Here is a 17962-nt window from a genome sequence, read left to right as displayed (position 1 = left end):
GCAGCGGGGGCGCCCGCGCACGGCGGTTCGGCGCCTTCGGGCCTGGCGGGCGGCGCCGCCGCGGTGCTGGTGCTCACCGGGGGCGCCGCCTTCGCGCTGCGGCTACGACGGCACTGAACCGGGCGCGGTGGTGCGTCAGTTCACGTAGACGCGGACACCTCCGTCGGTGACGGGCGCGTACTTGGCCGTGAAGTAGCCGTTGGCGAAGCACAGCGACGAGCCGGAGGTCTTGGTGAACTGCTGGTTGGTGAAGGCGATGCTGCTGTCGGCGTTGTCGGCCTTGCCGCTCAGACCGGGCGCCTGGTACACGCAGGTGACGGTGCCGAGCAGGGTGCGCAGCTGGACCGTGGCCTGGATGACGGAGCCGCTCGGGGGCGAGACGGTGAGGGTGCCGCTGGAGGTGATCGTCGCCGAGTAGGGCAGGTTGTTGATGGTGATGCCGTTGACCCCGAGGACGCCGGTGACGTTGCTGGTGCAGGTGCTGCTGTTGAAGGTGTGCGCGGTGACGGACTCGGTGGCCGTACCGGGCGCGGTGGGATTGCCGGTGACCTTGGCGGTGAACTGGGAGCCGGTGCACTTGACGCCGCTGGTGCCGGTCGCGCTGGAGTAGAACGTCGCGGCGGTGCCGGTCGCCAGGGGTGCGGTGAGGGTGTCACCGACGGCGACCGCGGTACCGCCGGTGCTGCCGGTGGTCAGGACCGTGCCGGCCGCGGAGGCCGGGGTGGCCCAGGCGAGGGCGAGCGCGGTGGCTGCGCCGGCGAAGGCGAGGAGGGAGCGCGTACGCATGCGGGTGCCTCTCTTCCGAGGTGGGGTGGCGGATGAGGTGAGGTGGGGGGTGACGGTGGTGCGCGCGGTGCCGCCGGCGCGGGTCCGTAGCGCCTTCTCCGTACGCCACGGACCCGCGACGGCGGCACACCGGGCACCGGCCGAAGGCCTCGGGGGAAGACCTCCGGCCGGGCCGGACAAGGGGGCGGCCGGGCAGGGCGGAAACGAGGGAACGCGATCCTGCCGGAGCCGGGCCGCACGGTGGAGCGGTTGCCATGACGGGCCGGGAACACGGCCGTTGCCTGCGCCGTGGAGGCGGCTGGTGCCGCTTGCCGGATCCGGCGCCACGGATCCGTGGAAACAGGGGAAGTTGTAGACCTGACTGGACGTCAACGTCAAGGCTGCAAAGGCGAGTTGTGGCATGTGGTCGCGCCTCGCGCACATCCCGCACCCTTTTTCCACATCTCCCTTGACCCTTCAAAGTAACCGGCGGTAACTTCCTCGGAGGCTACTGCCGCGTAACGAGAAAGCCCTTGCATCCACCGGGAGTCGCGAGGAGGCGTGCGCGGCGTCCGCTGTCCGCGCCAGGACACCGCGCCACTGAAGCCCAACCCGCATTGATCCATGCCCATGGGAGCAGACATGGCCTCGTCCCCGGACGTCCCGTCCGCCGGCAACATCCCCGAGAACCCGGGGAGCGACACCCCGTCCGAAGTCCCCGACACCGCCGGGAGCACCGGCGGCGAGCGCCGAGGGCGGGTCCGGGCCCGCCGGGCCGCGGTGATGGCGGTGCCCGCCACCCTGATCGCCGCCGGCCTCGCGGTCCTCACCGCGCAGGGCGCGCTGGGCGTGCAGTTCGCCATCTCCGGCATGCCGTTCACGGTCACCGCGACCGAGCTGAACGGCACCGGGTTCGAGCAGTTCGGCGCGCTCGACAACATGGCGGACGGCAGCCCGAACGCCGGTGACACCGGTGGTCAGGTGCTCGTCGTCACCTCCGCCATCAAGAGCGCCACGCTCACGAAACTGTGCCAGAGCGTCGACCTCGGCGGCACCAACCTGCTGATCACCGCGGGCGGCGGCAAGGACAAGGTGTCGGCGACCGACCTGACCACCGACTCCACCGTGCTGTCCGGAAACGCGGCGTTCAACCACATCGAGATCGGCAACGACGCCAGCACGCTGGACAAGGCCGGCGTGAAGGGCCCGCTCGGGGTCTTCAGCCAACAGGCCGACACCGTCCGCATCGCCGATCTGCGGCAGACGAACTACGCCACCACGGCGGGCGTGTTCAAGCTGCCGGGCCTCCACCTCGGCTTCAGCGACAAGGGCTGCTGATCGCCGTGCCGGACCGTCCTCGCCCGGGACCGGGGCCCGCCTTCCGCGGATGGCGGGCCCGCCGGCCGTTCTGGGGCGGGCTGCTGCTCGCCCTCGGCGGCGGCGAGGTCCTGCTCACGGAGAAGGCCTCGCTGAAGGTCGTGCTGCACATCGGCATGCAGGGTCTGGCCGGCTATCTGCTGCCCGGCCTCATGGTGCTGCTGGGGCTGCTGATCCTCTTCAACCCCACCCAGCGGCTCTTCTACTCCATCACCGGCGTCCTGGTCTCCCTGGGCAGCTGGGTCACCTCGAACCTCGGGGGCTTCTTCCTCGGCCTGCTCCTCGGTGTCACCGGCAGCTGCCTCGCCTTCGGCTGGCTCCCGGACCAGGAACCGCGCGTGGGCCGCCGCGCACGCCGCAGGCAGGCCAAGGCCGCGGCACAGGCTCCGGCCGCCGGACGGCCGCGGGGCGTGGAGGAGGCTGCCTGACGGTGTCCGGGCGCCGTCGTCACCGCCGCCTCTTCTCCCCCGCCGCGGACCCGCGGAACTTTCCGGCCGCCCCACTAGTTTCTACGGTGCTGTAGAAGTTGTCGCCGGGCGCCGTGGGGCTCCGGGCGGCCGATACGAGGAGTGGACATGGCCCTGTGGGACCGCGTCAAGGAGTCGGCGTCGCAGATGCAGACCCAGCTGATGGCGAAGAAGAACGACCTGAAGAGCGGCGCCTTCCGCGACGCGAGCATGGCGATGTGCGCGCTGGTGGCCGCCGCCGACGGGACGGTGGATCCCTCGGAGCGGCAGCGGGTGGCGCAGCTGATCGCCACCAACGAGGTGCTGCAGAACTTCCCGGCGGACGACCTGCGGCGCCGTTTCGAGGAGAACCTGAACAAGCTGACGGCCGACTTCGCCTTCGGCAAGGTGAGCGTGCTGCAGGAGATCGCCAAGGCGAAGAAGAAGCCGGCCGAGGCGCGGGCCGTGATCCAGATCGGCATCGTCATCGGCGGCGCGGACGGCGACTTCGACAAGGACGAGCAGGCCGTGGTCCGTGAGGCGTGCTTCACGCTGGACCTGCCGCCGCACGAGTTCGACCTCTGAGCACACCGCGGGAGGGCGAGGGCCCGGCCGAACGCGCCGGCCGCGCCCTCGCCGTCGTCGCGGCCGGGTGTCAGCCGAGACCGGCGGACTGCAGCCAGGTCCTGGCGACGTCCAGCGGGTCCTTGTGGCCGGCCTGCACCTGGGTGTCCAGCTCCAGCAGGGTCTTGGTGTCCAGCTTGGCGGAGACGGCGTCGAGCGCGGCGACACCCTCCTTCGTCAGCGCGCCCTTGTGGGCGAGCGGCTGGACGTTCTCGAAGCCGAAGAGGTTCTTCGGGTCCTGCAGGACGATCCACTTCTCCGTGGTGATGTCCGGGTCCGTGGTGAAGATGTCCGCGACCTGGACGGCGTCCTTCTTCAGCGCCGCCTGGGTGAGCGGGCCGCCGGCGTCCAGCGCCTTGAAGGACTTGAACTCCAGGCCGTAGACGGACTTCAGGCCCACCAGGCCCTGCTGCCGGGTCTGGAACTCCGGCGAGGCGCCGATGACGAGGTCCTCGGCGACGTCCTTCAGGTCGGCGATGGAGGACTTCTCGGTGAGGTGGTACTTCTTCGCCGTCGCCGCGTTGACCGTCACGGAGTCCTTGGTCTGCGCCGGCGACGGGGCCAGGAGCGTGAGCCCGGGGTCCAGCTTGGCGGTGACGGCCTTCGTCGTCTCGTCGAGGGTCTTCGGGGCGGCCTTCTGGTCGAGGTAGGCCAGCAGGGCGCCGTTGTACTCGGGCATCACCGAGAGGGAGCCGCTCTTGATCAGCCCGTAGGTGGTCTCGCGGCTGCCGATGTTCGGCTTGTACGTGACCTTGATCCCCTTGGCCTTGAGGGCCTCGCCGTAGATGTCGGCGAGCAGGGTGCTCTCGGGGAAGTTGTTGGACCCGACGACCACGCTGTCGCCGCTCGCCTTGCCCCCGCCGGTCAGGGGGTTGCCGGAGTCGTCGTCGGAGGAACAGCCCGCCAGCAGAGCCGTAGCCGCCGCGAGGGCGACCACCGCCGCGCCTCGGCTCCACCGGATGGACCTGCTGATGTGGGTTGTTGAAGTCACCCGACGATCCAATCCAGCCGGTTCTCGGTCAGTCAAGTGCCACATATCACCGATTGGCCTCGATCTGTGGTCACTTGCGCATGCGGAGCGGTCCCTTTGTAACGCATTCTTGATGAAAGGGGAGCCGGCCGACACGTCGGACGGTGCCGTCAGCCGCTGCGCCGCACCCCCGGTGAGACCGTGAGCCGGGACGCCGCCCAGAACACGCCCAGGGTCACGAGGGCCAGGCCGGCGACGAGGGTGGCGCCGCCGACGACCTTCTCGTAGTCCTTCTGGTAGAGGCCGTCGATGATGTACCGGCCGAGGCCGCCGAGACTGACGTACGCGGCGATGGTGGCCGTGGAGACGATCTGGATGGCCGCGGTGCGCAGGCCGCTGAGGATCAGGGGCAGCGCGACCGGCAGCTCCACCTGCAGCAGCACGCGGGCCTCGGGCATCCCCATGCCCCGGGCGGCGTCCACCGGGGAGGGGTCGACGGAGCGGACCGCCTCGTAGGCGGTGACCAGGATCGGCGGGACGGCCAGCACCACCAGCGGGATCATCACCGGCAGCAGGCCGAAGCCGATCCAGATGAACATCAGCACCAGCAGACCGAAGCTGGGCAGCGCCCGGCCCGCGGTGGCGATGAGGGCGAGGGCGTTGCCGCCGCGCCCGTAGTGGCCGGTGAGCAGGCCGACGGGCAGCCCGATCGCGGCGGCGATCAGCAGGGCCTCCAGCGAGTACCTGACGTGCTCGGTGAACCGCGTGGGTATGCCGTCGTACCCGTGCCAGTGGGCGCTGTCGCTGAAGAAGGCGTGCGCGAAGTTCAGGACGTTCACCGGCCGGCACCCTTCCTCGGCATCCAGGGAGTGAGGAGGAGACGTACGGCGACCAGCACGGCGTCGGCGAGGATGCCCAGCACCGCGATGGTCAGCACCGAGTTCACCGCGAGGGCGGGGCGGTCGTAGGTCTGGGCGTCGTACAGCATGTTGCCGAGGGCGCCCTGGTTGCCGATGAGCATCCCGACGCTGACCAGGGAGATGCTGGAGACGGTCGCCACCCTCAGCCCGGCGATGATGGCGGGTACGGCGATGGGCAACTGGACCTGGAAGTAGCGGCGTACGGCGCCGAAGCCCATGGCCTGGGCGGCGGCCAGGGTCTCCGGTGGCACCGAGCGGACGCCGTCCACGATCGCCGGGACCAGCACGACCAGGCTGTAGAGCGCGAGCGGGACCATGACGGTCGTCTCGCTCTGGCCGAAGTAGTCGATGAGGACGACGAAGAAGGCGAGCGACGGGATGGCGTAGAGCACGGTGGTGAGACCGAGGACCGGCGGGTAGATCCAGCGGAACCGCACGCACAGCTGCGCCACGGGCAGCGAGATCAGCAGTCCGGCGAGCACCGGCAGCAGCGCCTCGCGCAGATGCAGGCCGACGAGGCCGAGGTAGCTGTGCTGGAGGTCGCTCGGGAGGTCGAAGAAGCCGCTCATCGCCCGGCCTTCACCTCGGCGGCGGCGTCCTCGGCCACCCGGCCGTGGGCCTCGCGGATCGCCTCGCCGATGACCTGCTGGGAGACGACACCGACCGCGCGGCCCTCGCCGTCCACCGCGACCGCCCATCCGGTCGGCGAGAGCACCGCGCCGTCGAGCGCGGTGCGCAGCGAGTCGGTTCCGGGCACGAACGGCCGCCCGAAGTCCAGGAGTCGTTCCCGGTCGATCGCCCCGGCGGTGAGCCGGTCCGGCTCGCTCCAGCCGAGCGGCCTGCCGTCGGGGTCGGTGACGAGGAGGTAGGGCGCGGTGCCCGCGGAGGCGAGCCGGCCGGCGTCGGCGTCGAGCGGTACCACGGGCGCGGTCTGCAGCCGCAGGCCGTCGGCCGGGAAGAAGGACAGCCGGCGGATGCCGCGGTCGGCGCCGAGGAAGTCCTCCACGAAGGAGTCGGCGGGCGCGCTGAGCAGTTCGGCGGGCGGGGCGAACTGGGCGAGCCGGCCACCGGTGCGCAGCACGGCGACCTTCGTGCCCAGCTTGATCGCCTCGTCGATGTCGTGCGTGACGAAGACGATGGTCTTGCCCAGTTCGTCCTGGATGCGCAGGAGTTCGTCCTGGAGTCCCTTGCGGACGACGGGGTCGACGGCGGAGAACGGCTCGTCCATCAGCAGCACCGGCGGGTCGGCGGCGAGGGCGCGGGCGACGCCGACGCGCTGCTGCTGGCCGCCGGAGAGCTGGTAGGGGTACCGCTTGGCGAGCGCGGAGTCGAGGCCGACCCGCTCCATCAGCTCGGCCGCCCGGGCCCGGGCCTGCTGCTTGGACCGGCCGAGCAGGCGGGGCACGGTGGCGATGTTGTCGAGGATGGTGCGGTGCTGGAAGAGACCGGCGTTCTGGATGACGTAACCCATCGACCGGCGCAGGGTGTTGACCGGCTGCTGCCGGATGTCCTGGCCGTCGAGGTGGATGCTGCCCTCCGTCGGCTCCACCATCCGGTTGATCATCCGCAGGGTCGTCGTCTTGCCGCAGCCGGAGGGCCCGACGAGGACGGTGATCGCGCGGTCCGGTATCTCCAGCGACAGCCGGTCGACCGCGACCGTGCCGTCCGGGTACCGCTTCGTGACTGAATCTATCCGTATCAAAACGCCGGGTATCCTTCGGGTCCGACCGATGCTGGCCTGCTCCGGGGAGAGTCTAGACCGCGAGTGTTTCAGCGCTTTGGCGGCCGAGGACGGTGCCCCGGCCGGCGTCGACGGCGGGCCGGCTCAGTCCTGCGCGGGGGCCAGCCGCAGGGAGATCGAGTTGATGCAGTACCGCTGGTCGGTCGGGGTCGGATACCCCTCCCCCTCGAACACGTGCCCGAGGTGGGAGCCGCACCGGGCGCACCGCACCTCGGTGCGGACCATCCCGTGGGAGCGGTCCGCGATCAGCTCCACCGCGTCGGTGTCCTTCGGGTCGTAGAAGGACGGCCAGCCGCAGTGCGAGGCGAACTTGGTGTCGGAGGTGAACAGCTCGGCGCCGCAGGCACGGCAGGAGTACACACCCTTGGTCTTGGTGTCCGTGTACTCACCGGTGAAGGCCGGCTCGGTGCCGGCCTGGCGCAGCACGGCGTACTCGGCCGGGGTCAGTTCCGCGCGCCACTGCTCGTCCGGCTTCTCGACGTCGTACGACATGAGTACTCAGCCCCTTCACTGCTTCACTGCGACAGGCGGTCCAGGATCAGCGGGCCCAGGTCTGTCACGTCACCCGCGCCCATGGTGAGAACGAGATCACCGGGCTTCGCCATTCCCGCGACCGTCTCCGGGATCCGGGTCTTGTCGGGCACGGCGGTCACGTCGGCGCCGGCCGCGCGCGCGGAGTCGATGATCAGCTCGCTGGTCACACCGGGGATCGGGTCCTCGCGGGCCGGGTAGATGTCCAGGACCACCGAGGCGTCGGCCAGGGCCAGCGCCTGCCCCATCTCCTTGCCCAGCTCCTGGGTGCGGGAGAACAGGTGCGGCTGGAAGACGACGAGGATGCGGGCGTCACCGGCGGCGGCCCGCATGGCCTCCAGGTCGGCCGTCATCTCGGTCGGGTGGTGGGCGTAGGAGTCGATCACCTGCACACCGGCCGCCTCGCCCTTGAGCTGCAGGCGCCGCTTGACACCGGTGTAGGCGGCGAGCGCGGGCGCCAGCTCGGCGGCCGGGATGCCGACGGCGGCACCGGCGGCGAGCGCAGCGACCGCGTTGAGCGCGTAGTGCCGGCCGGGCACGGAGACCCCGAAGGTCAGCTCCTGTCCGTCCAGCACCACGGTGACCCGGCTCCGCAGTCCCTGCGGGACGATCGACAGCACGCGGACGTCGGCGTCCTCGGCCTCGCCGTAGGTCACCACCCGCACCCGGCCCGCGCCGACGCGCCTTGTCAGCTCCCGGGCGCCCTCGTGGTCGGCGGAGACGACCAGGGTGCCGCCCTCGGTGACCCGGTCCACGAACGTCTCGAAGGACTCGTAGATCTCGTCCATGGAGGCGTAGTTGGCGTGGTGGTCCAGCTCGACGTTGAGGACGATGGCGACCTCGGGCGCGTACTTGTGGAAGCTGCGGTCCGACTCGTCCGCCTCCGCGACGAAGAGGTCGCCCTCGCCGTGCAGCGCGTTGGAGCCGGGCGCGTCCAGGTCGCCGCCGATGGCGTACGAGGGCCGCAGGCCCAGCTCGGTCAGGGAGACCGCCAGCATGGAGGTGGTGGTGGTCTTGCCGTGGGTGCCGGCCACCGCGATCGGGCGCAGACCCGTCATCAGCGCGGCGAGCGCGTCGGAGCGGTGCACGACCGGGATGCCCAGCTCGGCGGCGCGGGCCAGCTCCGGGTTGTCCTCGCGGATCGCCGACGACACGACGACACAGCTCGCGTCGTCGGCGAGGTGCCCGGCGGCGTGTCCGATGTGCACGGTCGCGCCCAGCGCCCGCAGCGCCTCGGCGGTCGCCGACTCCCTGGCGTCGCTGCCGGCCACCTTCGCCCCGCGCTGCGCGAGGATCTTGGCGATGCCCGACATCCCGGCGCCGCCGATGCCGATGAAATGCGGTCGGTCCATGGCGGCAGGAAGGGCGGGTGCCATGCGTTTCTCCCCAGAGACGGTACGGGCTGAGCACGCCTAGCCTATGTGCTGGGGCGGGCGTCACCTCGCAAGGGGCACGGGTGGTCCCGCCCGGCCCTCACTCCGGCTGCGCCTTGCTGTGCGAGAACAGCTTCAGCACCGGCACCCCGACCTTGTGCCGGGCCCGGGACGCCCAGTCCCGGTGGAAGAACTCCTCCACGTAGTGCGGGTCCGTCAGCACGATCACCTCGTCGGCGTCCACCTCGCCCACCAGCGCCTTCAGCGCGTCCAGCGGGTGGTCCTCGACCAGTCGCCCCTCCGCCTCGCTGCCCGCGGCGCGCAGCGCCTGGAGCGACACGTCGAGGGCCTGCTGCCCCACGCCCAGCGCCTCCGTGCCCTCCGGGGTCTCCCCCTCGCGGACCGCCTCGTCGAGTTCGCCGAGCGCGATGTCGTCGATGGCCCGCAGCAGCCGGTCAGCCTGGTCGCCGCGCGGCTGGAGCAGCACGTGGAAGAAGACGGGCTCGTCCCCGTGCAAGGTGGTGACGAACTCCACGTCGGCGGTCGTCAGGGCCTTCTCGATCATCAGAACGCTTGTGAACACCAGGCGCCTCTTCTCCTTAGAGGGCCCGGCCGGGCCCCTGCGGAAACCATCCTTCCCCGTGATCGCACGGGTACTGCCGGACTTAGTGTGCCCGTCGGAAGATATCCGGAACGGTAGATTCGACCGGTCTCAGGGACGACGGTAGCGGCCGAACAGGAAACCGTCCTCCTCCAGCAGGGACGCGAGCGCGAACCGGTGCGGCACGGCGACCGACGGCCCCCCGGCGATGCGCTGCGCACCGCCCGCGGTGAGCGTCGGCGAGACGGTCAGGCACAGCTCGTCCAGCACCTCGGCGGCGATCAGCTGGCCGAGCAGCCGTGGACCGCCCTCGGTGAGCAGCCTGGTGTGGCCGAGGCCCGCGAGGGCCTGGACCGCGCGCACGGGCTCCACGCCCATGCCCTCACCCGCGATCACCACCTGGGCGCCGGCCTTCTCGGCGGCGGCGACCCGGTCGGGAGCGGCCGAGGCCCCGGTCAGGACCAGCGTCGGCACCAGGGGCGAGGTGAACAGGGGCAGCGTGAAGTCGAGCTCCAGGCTCGCCGTGACGACCGCGATCGCCGGCACCGGCGTCTGGCCGGCGGCGGCGCGGGCACCGGCGAACTCCGCGCGCACCCGGCCGGGGCGGTACCCCTCCTGCCGCACCGTCTCCGCGCCGACCACGATCACGTCGGCGAGCGCCCGCAGCGTGCCGAAGATCCGCATGTCGGCGGCGCTGGAGATGGGCTGGGAGCGGCCCTCGTGCTGGGCGGCGCCGTCGAGCGAGGAGACCATGTTGGCCCGCAGCCACGGCCGCGGGGCGCCCGGCGCGGGCTCCGGGTAGGCGTAGGCGGCGGCCAGCTCGGCGAGGCCCCACTCCCGGTCCGCCGCGGCCCCGGCCGCCGGGCCCGCCCCGGCGGGGGCCTGGGCCGCTGTTCCTTCGGTCACAGGGAAGAGGCGTCGCATTCGTGCAGTGTGACACGGCGCTTAGAGTGGATGACTGTGTCGTCCTCCACCCCCGCCCCCGGATCCGGCCCGCTGCCGGACGCCGGCCCTGTGTCGCTGTGCGCGCGTGAGCCGCACGTCCCCGCGGACCGGCTGGTCGCCGAGATGGTGCCGCCGCCGCGGTTCGACTCGGTCCGCTTCGCCACCTACGTCCCGGACCCCCGCGAGCCCAGCCAGTCCGAGGCCGTACGGGTGCTGGAAGGCTTCGCGGCCGGCCTCGGCGGAGCCCACGCCGTCGGCGGGGCGAAGCGCGGTTTCCTCGGGTTCGGCAGGGCGAAGACCCCCAAGCTCCCGGCCGGCCCCCGCGGCGTCTACCTCGACGGCGGCTACGGCGTGGGCAAGACCCACCTGCTCGCCTCGCTGTGGCACGCCACGCCGGCCGAGCCCGCGCTCAAGGCGTTCGGCACCTTCGTGGAGCTGACCAACCTGGTCGGGGCGCTCGGCTTCCAGCAGACCGTGCGCACCCTCAGCGGCCACCGCCTGCTGTGCATCGACGAGTTCGAGCTGGACGACCCCGGTGACACGGTCCTCGTGTCGACCCTGCTCGGCAAGCTCGTCGAGGCCGGTGTGGCGCTCGCCGCCACCTCCAACACGCTGCCCGGCAAGCTGGGCGAGGGCCGCTTCGCCGCCGCCGACTTCCTGCGCGAGATCCAGGGCCTGTCGGCCCACTTCCGCGCCCTGCGCATCGACGGCGAGGACTACCGCCACCGCGGCCTGCCCGAGGCTCCCGCACCCTTCTCCGACGAGGACGTCATGAAGACGGCCTTCGCCACCGAGGGCGCCTCGCTGGACGACTTCGCGCACCTGCTGGAACACCTGGCCAAGGTGCACCCGAGCCGGTACGGCGCGCTGACCGACGGGGTGCGGGCGGTCTGCCTGACCGGTGTGCAGCCGGTGCCGGACCAGTCGACGGCGCTGCGCCTGGTCGTCCTCGCCGACCGGCTCTACGACCGTGAGGTGCCGGTGCTGGCCTCCGGTCTGCCGTTCGACCGGCTGTTCAGCGAGGAGATGCTGAACGGCGGCTACCGCAAGAAGTACTTCCGCGCGATATCCCGGCTGACCGCACTGGCCCGGGACGCGAAGGGACTGATCGGCGCCTAGCCCGGCCCCGGCGGCCACCGCCGCCCGACCGGGCGCCCGCGCCCCCGGGATGGCGGCCACCGTCATCCGACCAGGCGCCCCCGGGGCGGTGGTCGTCATTACCCGACCGGGTGTCCACGGGTCAAGGGCCGGTTCGCGCCACGACACCCGCACTTTTCACGCTCTCTTGTGCGCGTAACGCGCAGTTAACCCTGCAAAGGACTTTGCAGGGTTAACGTGTTTCTTGACCTTCCATTGACCATCGCTTGGTCTGGACAGGAGACGTGAACACAGCGGAGGGGGGCTCATGTTCCGAGGTGCGACCGCCCGGACCGTGCTCGTCCTGCTCGGTGTCACACTGCTCACTCTCCAGCTCTTCACCCCCACGGGAACCTTCGCACCCGCGCACGCTTTCGATCGGACACCGGTCAAGACCGAGACCGGAATCGCCTCCCTGGTGCAGGCGCCGCGTGACGGGACGGAGACGGTCCGCACCCCGGGCCGCCCGGACCGCCCCGTGGGCCTCCCGCACGTGCGCGACCGGCACCGCGGCCCGGCGTCCAACGGGGCGCAGGACAAGCCCCTGATACCCGGCCCGGCGGCCGTGGCCGGCCCGGCGGGGATTCCCGGCGCCGCGCACCGCCACGCCCCCGGACCCTCGAGAGCCCACACACCGGCAGCGCTCCAGGTCTTCCGCTGCTGAGACCCGGGCCGTCCTCCCCACCCCCCCCACATCAGTTGTTCGAGTCCGACGCGTCAGACAGGCGCGCCAGGAGGAACCCACAGTCATGCAGCCCCTCATCGACAACGCCCGTACCTTCGGACAGCGCCCTGAGGAGTTCGCCGAACTCGCCGCAGGCCAGTCTCCGCAGGTCCTGTTCATCACCTGCTCCGATTCCCGGGTCGTCCCGGCCCTGATCACGGGCGCCCGCCCCGGCGAGCTGTTCGAACTGCGCACGGCGGGCAACATCGTCCCGCCGCACGCCCCCGACCGTCCCACCAGCGAGGCCGCCACCATCGAGTACGCCGTGGAGGTGCTGGGCGTCCGTGACATCGTGGTCTGCGGCCACTCGCACTGCGGCGCCGTCGGCGCGCTGGTGCGCGGTGACGACCTGACCGCCGTACCGGCCGTGCGGGACTGGCTGGCGCACGCCACCCCGCGCCCGGCCGGCGCGGCCGAGGACCCGGAGGTGGCCGAGGGCGTGCAGAGCCATGTCCTCACCCAGCTGCTACGGCTGCGCTCGTACCCGTGCGTCGAGCGCAAGCTGGCGGCCGGCGGGCTGGACCTGCACGCCTGGTACTACGAGGTGCACACCGGCGCCGTACGGACGCACCGCCCGCAGACCGACACCTTCGAGGCCCTGTGAGCGCGCCGATGACCAGCAACCACACCCTCATATCCCGTTTCCCCCACCTGAGGCAGGACTTCGCCGCCTCCCTCGTCGTCTTCCTGGTCGCGCTGCCGCTGTGCGTGGGCGTGGCCGTCGCCTCCGGTGTGCCGGCCGAACTCGGCCTGGTCACCGGCATCGTGGGCGGCCTCGTCACCGGGCTGATGCGCGGCAGCAGCCTCCAGGTGTCGGGGCCGGCGGCCGGGCTGACCGTGCTCGTCTTCGAGGCGGTCAAGGAGTTCGGACTGCCGGTGCTCGGCGTGATCGTGCTCCTCACCGGTCTGCTCCAGGTCGCCATGGGCCTGCTGCGGCTGGGCCGCTACTTCCGGGCCATCTCGGTCTCCGTCGTGGAGGGCATGCTGGCCGGCATCGGCCTGGTGCTGATCGCCGGGCAGCTGTACCCGGCGCTGGCGGCGAAGGCCCCCGACTCCGGCCTCGCCAAGATCGCCGGGCTGCCCGGCGCGCTCCTGGACGCCTTCGGCGACAGCGGCGCCCTGACCTCGCTCGCGGTGTGCGCGGGCACGGTCGCGGTCCTGCTGCTGTGGCGGCGCACCCCGGCGAAGGTGCGCGCGGTGCCCGGTCCGCTGGCCGCGGTCGGGCTCGCCACCCTGGCCACGCTGGTGTTCAGCCTGCCGGTGGCCACGGTGGAGGTGCGGGGCCTGCTGGGCTCCGTCCAGCCGCCGCCGCTGAGCGCCTTCGGTGAGCTGGCCGGCGTCGGGCTCCTCGGCACGGTCCTCGCCTTCGCCCTGATCGCGTCCGCCGAGTCGCTGTTCAGCGCGGCGGCCGTGGACCGGCTGCACTCCGGGCCGCGCACCCAGTACAACCGGGAACTCCTCGCCCAGGGCGTCGGCAACACGCTGTGCGGCCTGCTCGGCGCGCTGCCGATGACCGCGGTGATCGTGCGCAGCGCGGCCAACGTCCAGGCGGGCGCCCGGACGAAGGCGTCCCGGGTGCTGCACGGCGCCTGGCTGCTGCTGTTCGCGGCGCTGCTGCCGGGCGTGCTCGCCTACATCCCGATCCCGGCGCTGGCGGGCATCCTGATCCACGCGGGCGCCAAACTGGTTCCCGTGCGGGCGCTGGCCGCGCTGTGGCGTGAGCACCGCGGGGAGGCGCTGGTCCTCGGCGTCACGGCCGTCTCCATCGTCGCCGTCAGCATGTTCGAGGGCGTGCTCATCGGGCTAGCGCTGGCGGTGGTGAAGACGGCCTGGGAGGCGTCGCACGTCAAGCTGGACGTCGTGGACAAGGGGGCGGGCCCGGTGGAGGCGTCCCTGTCCGGCAACGCGACCTTCCTGCGCCTGCCGAAGATCCTGGACAGTCTGGAGTCGCTGCCCCAGGACCGCCCGGTCCGGCTCGACCTGTCCGGGCTGCACCACCTGGACCACGCCTGCCGTACGGCCCTCGGGAACTGGGCCGCGCGGCACAGCGCCGCGGGCACCGAGCCGGTGAAGCTGGTCACGGCGGCGTGAGCGCCCGCCCGCGGGGCCGGACGCCGGGAACTCTCGGCATCCCGGCCCCGCGGGCCTATCGTGGCAGCAGCGAACGTTTTTTCGGACCTCTGCACGAGGAGGTCACCATGGTCGAGGACCTGGTCGTGGCCGTGGCGGCGGTGGGCTCCGCCGGTGTGGTGTACCTGGCGGCGGCCGCCCGCGTGGTCAAGCAGTACGAACGCGGCGTGCTCTTCCGGCTCGGCCGGGTCGCCGGGGAGGTGCGGTCGCCGGGGCTGACCCTGATCATCCCCTTCGTGGACCGGCTGCGGAAGATCAACATGCAGATCGTGACGATGCCGATCCCGGCCCAGGAGGGCATCACCCGCGACAACGTCACCGTGCGGGTGGACGCGGTGGTCTACTTCCGGGTGGTCGACGCGGCGAGCGCGCTGGTGAAGGTCGAGGACTACAAGTTCGCGGTGTCGCAGATGGCGCAGACGTCCCTGCGGTCGATCATCGGCAAGAGCGATCTCGACGATCTGCTCTCCAACCGCGAGCAGCTCAACCAGGGCCTGGAGCTGATGATCGACAGCCCGGCGGTGGGCTGGGGCATCCAGGTCGACCGGGTGGAGATCAAGGACGTGTCCCTGCCGGACACGATGAAGCGGTCGATGGCCCGCCAGGCCGAGGCGGACCGCGAGCGCCGGGCCCGGATCATCAACGCCGACGCCGAACTGCAGGCGTCCAAGAAGCTCGCCGAGGCCGCCCAGCAGATGGCCGACACCCCGACCGCCCTCCAGTTGCGGCTGCTCCAGACGGTGATGGCGGTGGCGGCCGAGAAGAACTCCACCCTGGTCCTGCCGATCCCGGTGGAACTGCTGCACTTCCTGGAGCGGGGCGCCCAGCAGCCCGCACCGGACGGCGAGGCGAGGCCGCCGGCGGACCGGCGGAGCCTGGACACGGGGACCGGGCGGCGGGACGAGGACACCGGTACGCCCGCGCAGGCGCCGGCCCCGGAGCCGGGACACACGACCACCGGCACCGGCACACCCGCTCAGGCTCCGGCCCCGGAGCCGGGAGACGGGACCACCGGCACCGGTACCGGCACGTCCACGCGAGAGCCGGCTCCGGGGCCGGAGCGCATGTGAGCCCCGGCGGTCGGGGTACCCGGCGGGCATGCGTGAGCACCCGAAGATCACGGACTCGTACTGGCTGCGGACCGCTCCCGGACCGGAGCATCCCGCCCTGGACACGGACCTCGACGTCGACGTGGCCGTCGTCGGCGCCGGCATCGCCGGGCTGAGCACCGCCCATGAGCTGACCCGGGCCGGACTGCGGGTGGCGGTGCTGGAGGCCGGACGCGCGGCGGGTGGGGTCACCGGCTACACGACGGCGAAGCTGACCGCCCAGCACACCCTGGTCTACGACCGGCTGCGGCGCACCCGCGGGCCGGACGGGGCGCGGCTGTACGCCCGTTCGCAGACCGAGGCGATCGAGCACGCGGCGGCGCTGGTGGCGGAGCTGGGCATCGAGTGCGAGTGGGAGACCAGGGACGCCTACACCTACGTCCGGGGCCGGGACCGGGCCGAGGAGGTGCGGGCGGAGGCGGAGGCCGCGCGGGAGGCGGGACTCCCGGCGGTGTTCACCACGGAGACGGGGCTGCCGTTCCCGGTGGCGGGCGCGGTCCGGGTGACCGGGCAGGCGCAGTTCCATCCGGTCAAGTACCTGCGGGCGATCACCGCCGATCTGATCGCGCGCGGCGGTCAGGTGTACGAGGGGACCCGGGTCACCGGTCTGACGGAGGGCGAGCCGTGCCGGCTGACGACCGAGTCGGGCGCCACGGTGACCGCCCGGGACGTTGTGCTCGCCACGCACTACCCCGTGTTCGACCGGGCCCTGCTGTTCGCCCGGCTCTCCCCGCGCCGGGAGCTGGTCGTCGCCGGTCCGCTGGGCGACGGCCCGGATCCGGACGGCATGTACATCACGCCCGACGAGAACACCCGCTCGGTGCGCACCGCGCCCTACGGAGAGAACGGGCAGCGGCTGCTGGTGGTCACCGGGGAGCACTTCACCCCCGGCACCGGCGATCCGCGGGCCGGCTTCGAGCGGCTCGCCGCCTGGGCCCGGGCGCACTTCCCCGGGGTGGCCCTGGACCACGCCTGGGCCACCCAGGACAACGAGTCCACCGACACCGTCCCGCTGATCGGCCCCTTCCACCCCGGCGCCCGGCACACCTACGTCGCCACCGGCTTCGGCGGCTGGGGGCTGAGCGGCGGCATCATGGCGGGGCGGCTGCTGACCTCCCTGATCACCGGCCGGGAGTGCGCCTGGCGCGAGCTGTACGACCCGCGCCGGCTGAAGTCGGTGGTGCGCGAGGCCCCGTCGCTGCTCAAGACGCAGGCGGAGGTGGCCCGGCACTTCGTGGGGGACCGGCTGAAGCCGCCGGTCTCGGTGGACGACCTGGCGCCCGGCGACGGCGCACTGGTCAGGTCCGGCGGTGAGCGGCTCGCCGCGTACCGGGACGAGGACGGCGCCCTGCACGCCGTGTCCGCCCGCTGCACCCATCTGGGCTGCCTGGTCTCCTTCAACCGCGCCGAGCGCGCCTGGGAGTGCCCTTGCCACGGCTCGCGTTTCGGCGTCGACGGCGAGGTGCTCCAGGGCCCCGCGCTCAAGCCGCTGGAGCGACGCGCCCTCGACCGGCCGACGGAAGGGGGCCGAACGGGCGACTGACCGGCGCGGGCGGCCCCGCCACGCGGGTGATGGGGCCGTCGTGTCCCGCCCTAAATAATCATATAAACAGCTTTCCCTACTTACGTTCGCCCCATGATCCCACTGACACGCCGACTCGCCGCCGCCTGCGTCCTGGGCGCCACGGTCACCGCCTGCGGGACCTCCGGCCCCGCTCACCAGGGGCCGGCCGCCTCCGCGTCCGCCTCGCCGTCCGCCGCCCGGCCACCGGTGCTCGCGCCGGGCCCCGGCGGGCTCACCCCCGTCTTCGAACACGGCCCGCGCGACCGGGGCAAGACGGTCGCGTTCACCTTCGACGCCGACATGACCGCCGCCGAGGGGCCCCGGGCCGCCTCCGGCGAGCACTTCGACAACCCCGGCCTGATCGCCGCGCTGCGTGAACTGAAGGTGCCGGCGACGGTGTTCATGACCGGCAGATGGGCGGACCAGTACCCCGCCGAGGCCCGCGACCTGGGCCACGACCCCCAGTTCGAGGTGGCCAACCACTCCTGGAGCCACTACGCGTTCACCGGCGACTGCTACGGCCTGCCGACCGTCGGCGCCGACGGGATGCGGGCGGACGTGCAGCGGGCGTACACCTCACTGCGCGCCGCGGGCGTACCGCACGCGATGCCCTACTTCCGTTTCCCCGGCGGCTGTTACGACCAGCGGGCGCTGCGGGCGCTCAGCGGGCTCGGGGTGACGGCGGTGCAGTGGGACGTGGTGAGCGGGGACGCGTTCGCCACGGACGCCGACGCGGTCACCCGGCAGGTGCTCGACGGGGTGAAGCCGGGATCGGTGGTCATCATGCACTGCACCCGCAGTGCCGCCCCGACGACCGAGCGGGTCGTCCGCTCGGTCGTACCGGAGCTGCGCAAGCAGGGCTACCGGTTCGTGAAGGTCTCCGAGCTGATCGGCGAGAGCGGCGGACACCGCTGACCGTCCCGCCCCGCAGGCGGCTCAGGGCGACCGGCGGCTGCTCAGCCAGGCCGCGGCGGCGAAGGCCGCGGCCGCGAGCAGGGCCGCCCC

General features: G+C 72.3%; 19 protein-coding genes. 10 read left to right on the top strand and 9 right to left on the bottom strand.

The window, feature by feature from the left end; all coding sequences use genetic code 11:
- Positions 1 to 135 precede the first annotated feature (135 nt).
- Positions 136 to 786, bottom strand: a complete 651-nt coding sequence (locus GT045_RS07815) for a Tat pathway signal sequence domain protein (RefSeq protein WP_161294470.1) — start codon at positions 784 to 786, stop codon at positions 136 to 138.
- Between the two features lie 621 nt (positions 787 to 1407).
- On the opposite strand from GT045_RS07815, the gene GT045_RS07810 reads away from it, so the two are divergent.
- From GT045_RS07810 to GT045_RS07800, 3 genes are all read left to right on the top strand, one after another.
- Positions 1408 to 2103, top strand: a complete 696-nt coding sequence (locus GT045_RS07810; protein ID WP_161294496.1) for a DUF6230 family protein — start codon at positions 1408 to 1410, stop codon at positions 2101 to 2103.
- 5 nt (positions 2104 to 2108) lie between these two features.
- Positions 2109 to 2570 (top strand): DUF6114 domain-containing protein, encoded by a 462-nt coding sequence (locus GT045_RS07805; protein WP_345942576.1) that lies wholly within the window; start codon positions 2109 to 2111, stop codon positions 2568 to 2570.
- A gap of 147 nt (positions 2571 to 2717) precedes the next feature.
- The gene (locus tag GT045_RS07800) at positions 2718 to 3173 is read left to right on the top strand and encodes a TerB family tellurite resistance protein (RefSeq protein ID WP_161333714.1); all 456 of its coding nucleotides are present in this window, start codon (positions 2718 to 2720) and stop codon (positions 3171 to 3173) included.
- 70 nt (positions 3174 to 3243) lie between these two features.
- On the opposite strand, the gene GT045_RS07795 is transcribed toward GT045_RS07800, so the two are convergent.
- The 8 genes from GT045_RS07795 to GT045_RS07760 all read right to left on the bottom strand — a co-directional run bounded on the left by GT045_RS07795 (position 3244) and on the right by GT045_RS07760 (position 10272).
- The gene (locus GT045_RS07795; RefSeq protein ID WP_161333713.1) at positions 3244 to 4203 is read right to left on the bottom strand and encodes an ABC transporter substrate-binding protein; all 960 of its coding nucleotides are present in this window, start codon (positions 4201 to 4203) and stop codon (positions 3244 to 3246) included.
- Positions 4204 to 4352: 149 nt separating this feature from the next.
- Positions 4353 to 5021, bottom strand: coding sequence for an ABC transporter permease (locus tag GT045_RS07790; RefSeq protein WP_161294475.1), 669 nt, complete (start codon positions 5019 to 5021; stop codon positions 4353 to 4355).
- Positions 5018 to 5671 carry an ABC transporter permease subunit gene (locus GT045_RS07785; RefSeq protein ID WP_161294477.1) on the bottom strand — a complete coding sequence of 218 codons (654 nt, stop codon included), beginning with the start codon at positions 5669 to 5671 and terminating at the stop codon, positions 5018 to 5020. Before GT045_RS07785 ends, GT045_RS07790 begins: the two co-directional genes overlap by 4 nt.
- On the bottom strand, positions 5668 to 6804 hold the full coding sequence (locus GT045_RS07780) for an ABC transporter ATP-binding protein (protein ID WP_161294479.1): 1137 nt from the start codon (positions 6802 to 6804) through the stop codon (positions 5668 to 5670). Before GT045_RS07780 ends, GT045_RS07785 begins: the two co-directional genes overlap by 4 nt.
- Positions 6805 to 6927: 123 nt before the next feature.
- Positions 6928 to 7335 carry a peptide-methionine (R)-S-oxide reductase MsrB gene (gene msrB, locus GT045_RS07775; protein WP_161294481.1) on the bottom strand — a complete coding sequence of 136 codons (408 nt, stop codon included), beginning with the start codon at positions 7333 to 7335 and terminating at the stop codon, positions 6928 to 6930.
- A 23-nt stretch (positions 7336 to 7358) separates the two neighbouring features.
- A complete protein-coding gene (gene murC, locus GT045_RS07770; RefSeq protein WP_161333712.1) occupies positions 7359 to 8750 on the bottom strand; it encodes a UDP-N-acetylmuramate--L-alanine ligase in 1392 nt (463 codons plus the stop codon).
- Positions 8751 to 8847: 97 nt separating this feature from the next.
- Positions 8848 to 9330, bottom strand: coding sequence for an indole-3-glycerol phosphate synthase (locus tag GT045_RS07765; RefSeq protein WP_345942575.1), 483 nt, complete (start codon positions 9328 to 9330; stop codon positions 8848 to 8850).
- Positions 9331 to 9459: 129 nt separating this feature from the next.
- Positions 9460 to 10272 (bottom strand): pyrimidine reductase family protein, encoded by an 813-nt coding sequence (locus GT045_RS07760; protein WP_161333711.1) that lies wholly within the window; start codon positions 10270 to 10272, stop codon positions 9460 to 9462.
- 36 nt (positions 10273 to 10308) lie between these two features.
- Here GT045_RS07760 and zapE point away from each other — a divergent pair, with 36 nt between their 5' ends.
- The 7 genes from zapE (at position 10309) to GT045_RS07725 (ending at position 17872) form a co-directional block, all read left to right on the top strand.
- Positions 10309 to 11412 carry a cell division protein ZapE gene (zapE, locus tag GT045_RS07755; RefSeq protein WP_161333710.1) on the top strand — a complete coding sequence of 368 codons (1104 nt, stop codon included), beginning with the start codon at positions 10309 to 10311 and terminating at the stop codon, positions 11410 to 11412.
- A 286-nt stretch (positions 11413 to 11698) separates the two neighbouring features.
- Positions 11699 to 12094, top strand: a complete 396-nt coding sequence (locus tag GT045_RS07750) for a hypothetical protein (protein ID WP_161294487.1) — start codon at positions 11699 to 11701, stop codon at positions 12092 to 12094.
- 85 nt (positions 12095 to 12179) lie between these two features.
- Positions 12180 to 12758, top strand: coding sequence for a carbonic anhydrase (locus tag GT045_RS07745; protein WP_161333709.1), 579 nt, complete (start codon positions 12180 to 12182; stop codon positions 12756 to 12758).
- 8 nt (positions 12759 to 12766) lie between these two features.
- Positions 12767 to 14245, top strand: a complete 1479-nt coding sequence (locus GT045_RS07740; RefSeq protein ID WP_161333708.1) for a SulP family inorganic anion transporter — start codon at positions 12767 to 12769, stop codon at positions 14243 to 14245.
- A 107-nt stretch (positions 14246 to 14352) separates the two neighbouring features.
- The gene (locus GT045_RS07735; protein WP_237538426.1) at positions 14353 to 15354 is read left to right on the top strand and encodes a slipin family protein; all 1002 of its coding nucleotides are present in this window, start codon (positions 14353 to 14355) and stop codon (positions 15352 to 15354) included.
- Between the two features lie 28 nt (positions 15355 to 15382).
- Positions 15383 to 16936 carry an FAD-dependent oxidoreductase gene (locus GT045_RS07730; protein ID WP_161333707.1) on the top strand — a complete coding sequence of 518 codons (1554 nt, stop codon included), beginning with the start codon at positions 15383 to 15385 and terminating at the stop codon, positions 16934 to 16936.
- 93 nt (positions 16937 to 17029) lie between these two features.
- Complete coding sequence (locus GT045_RS07725; protein WP_161294494.1) at positions 17030 to 17872, top strand: polysaccharide deacetylase family protein; 843 nt, start codon at positions 17030 to 17032, stop codon at positions 17870 to 17872.
- Positions 17873 to 17962: the final 90 nt, after the last annotated feature.

It is taken from the genome of Streptomyces sp. SID486, from assembly GCF_009865385.1.
Taxonomy (GTDB): domain Bacteria; phylum Actinomycetota; class Actinomycetes; order Streptomycetales; family Streptomycetaceae; genus Streptomyces.
The sequence above is the reverse complement of the archived record's forward strand: the minus strand, read 5'-3'. Positions and strand labels throughout refer to the sequence as shown.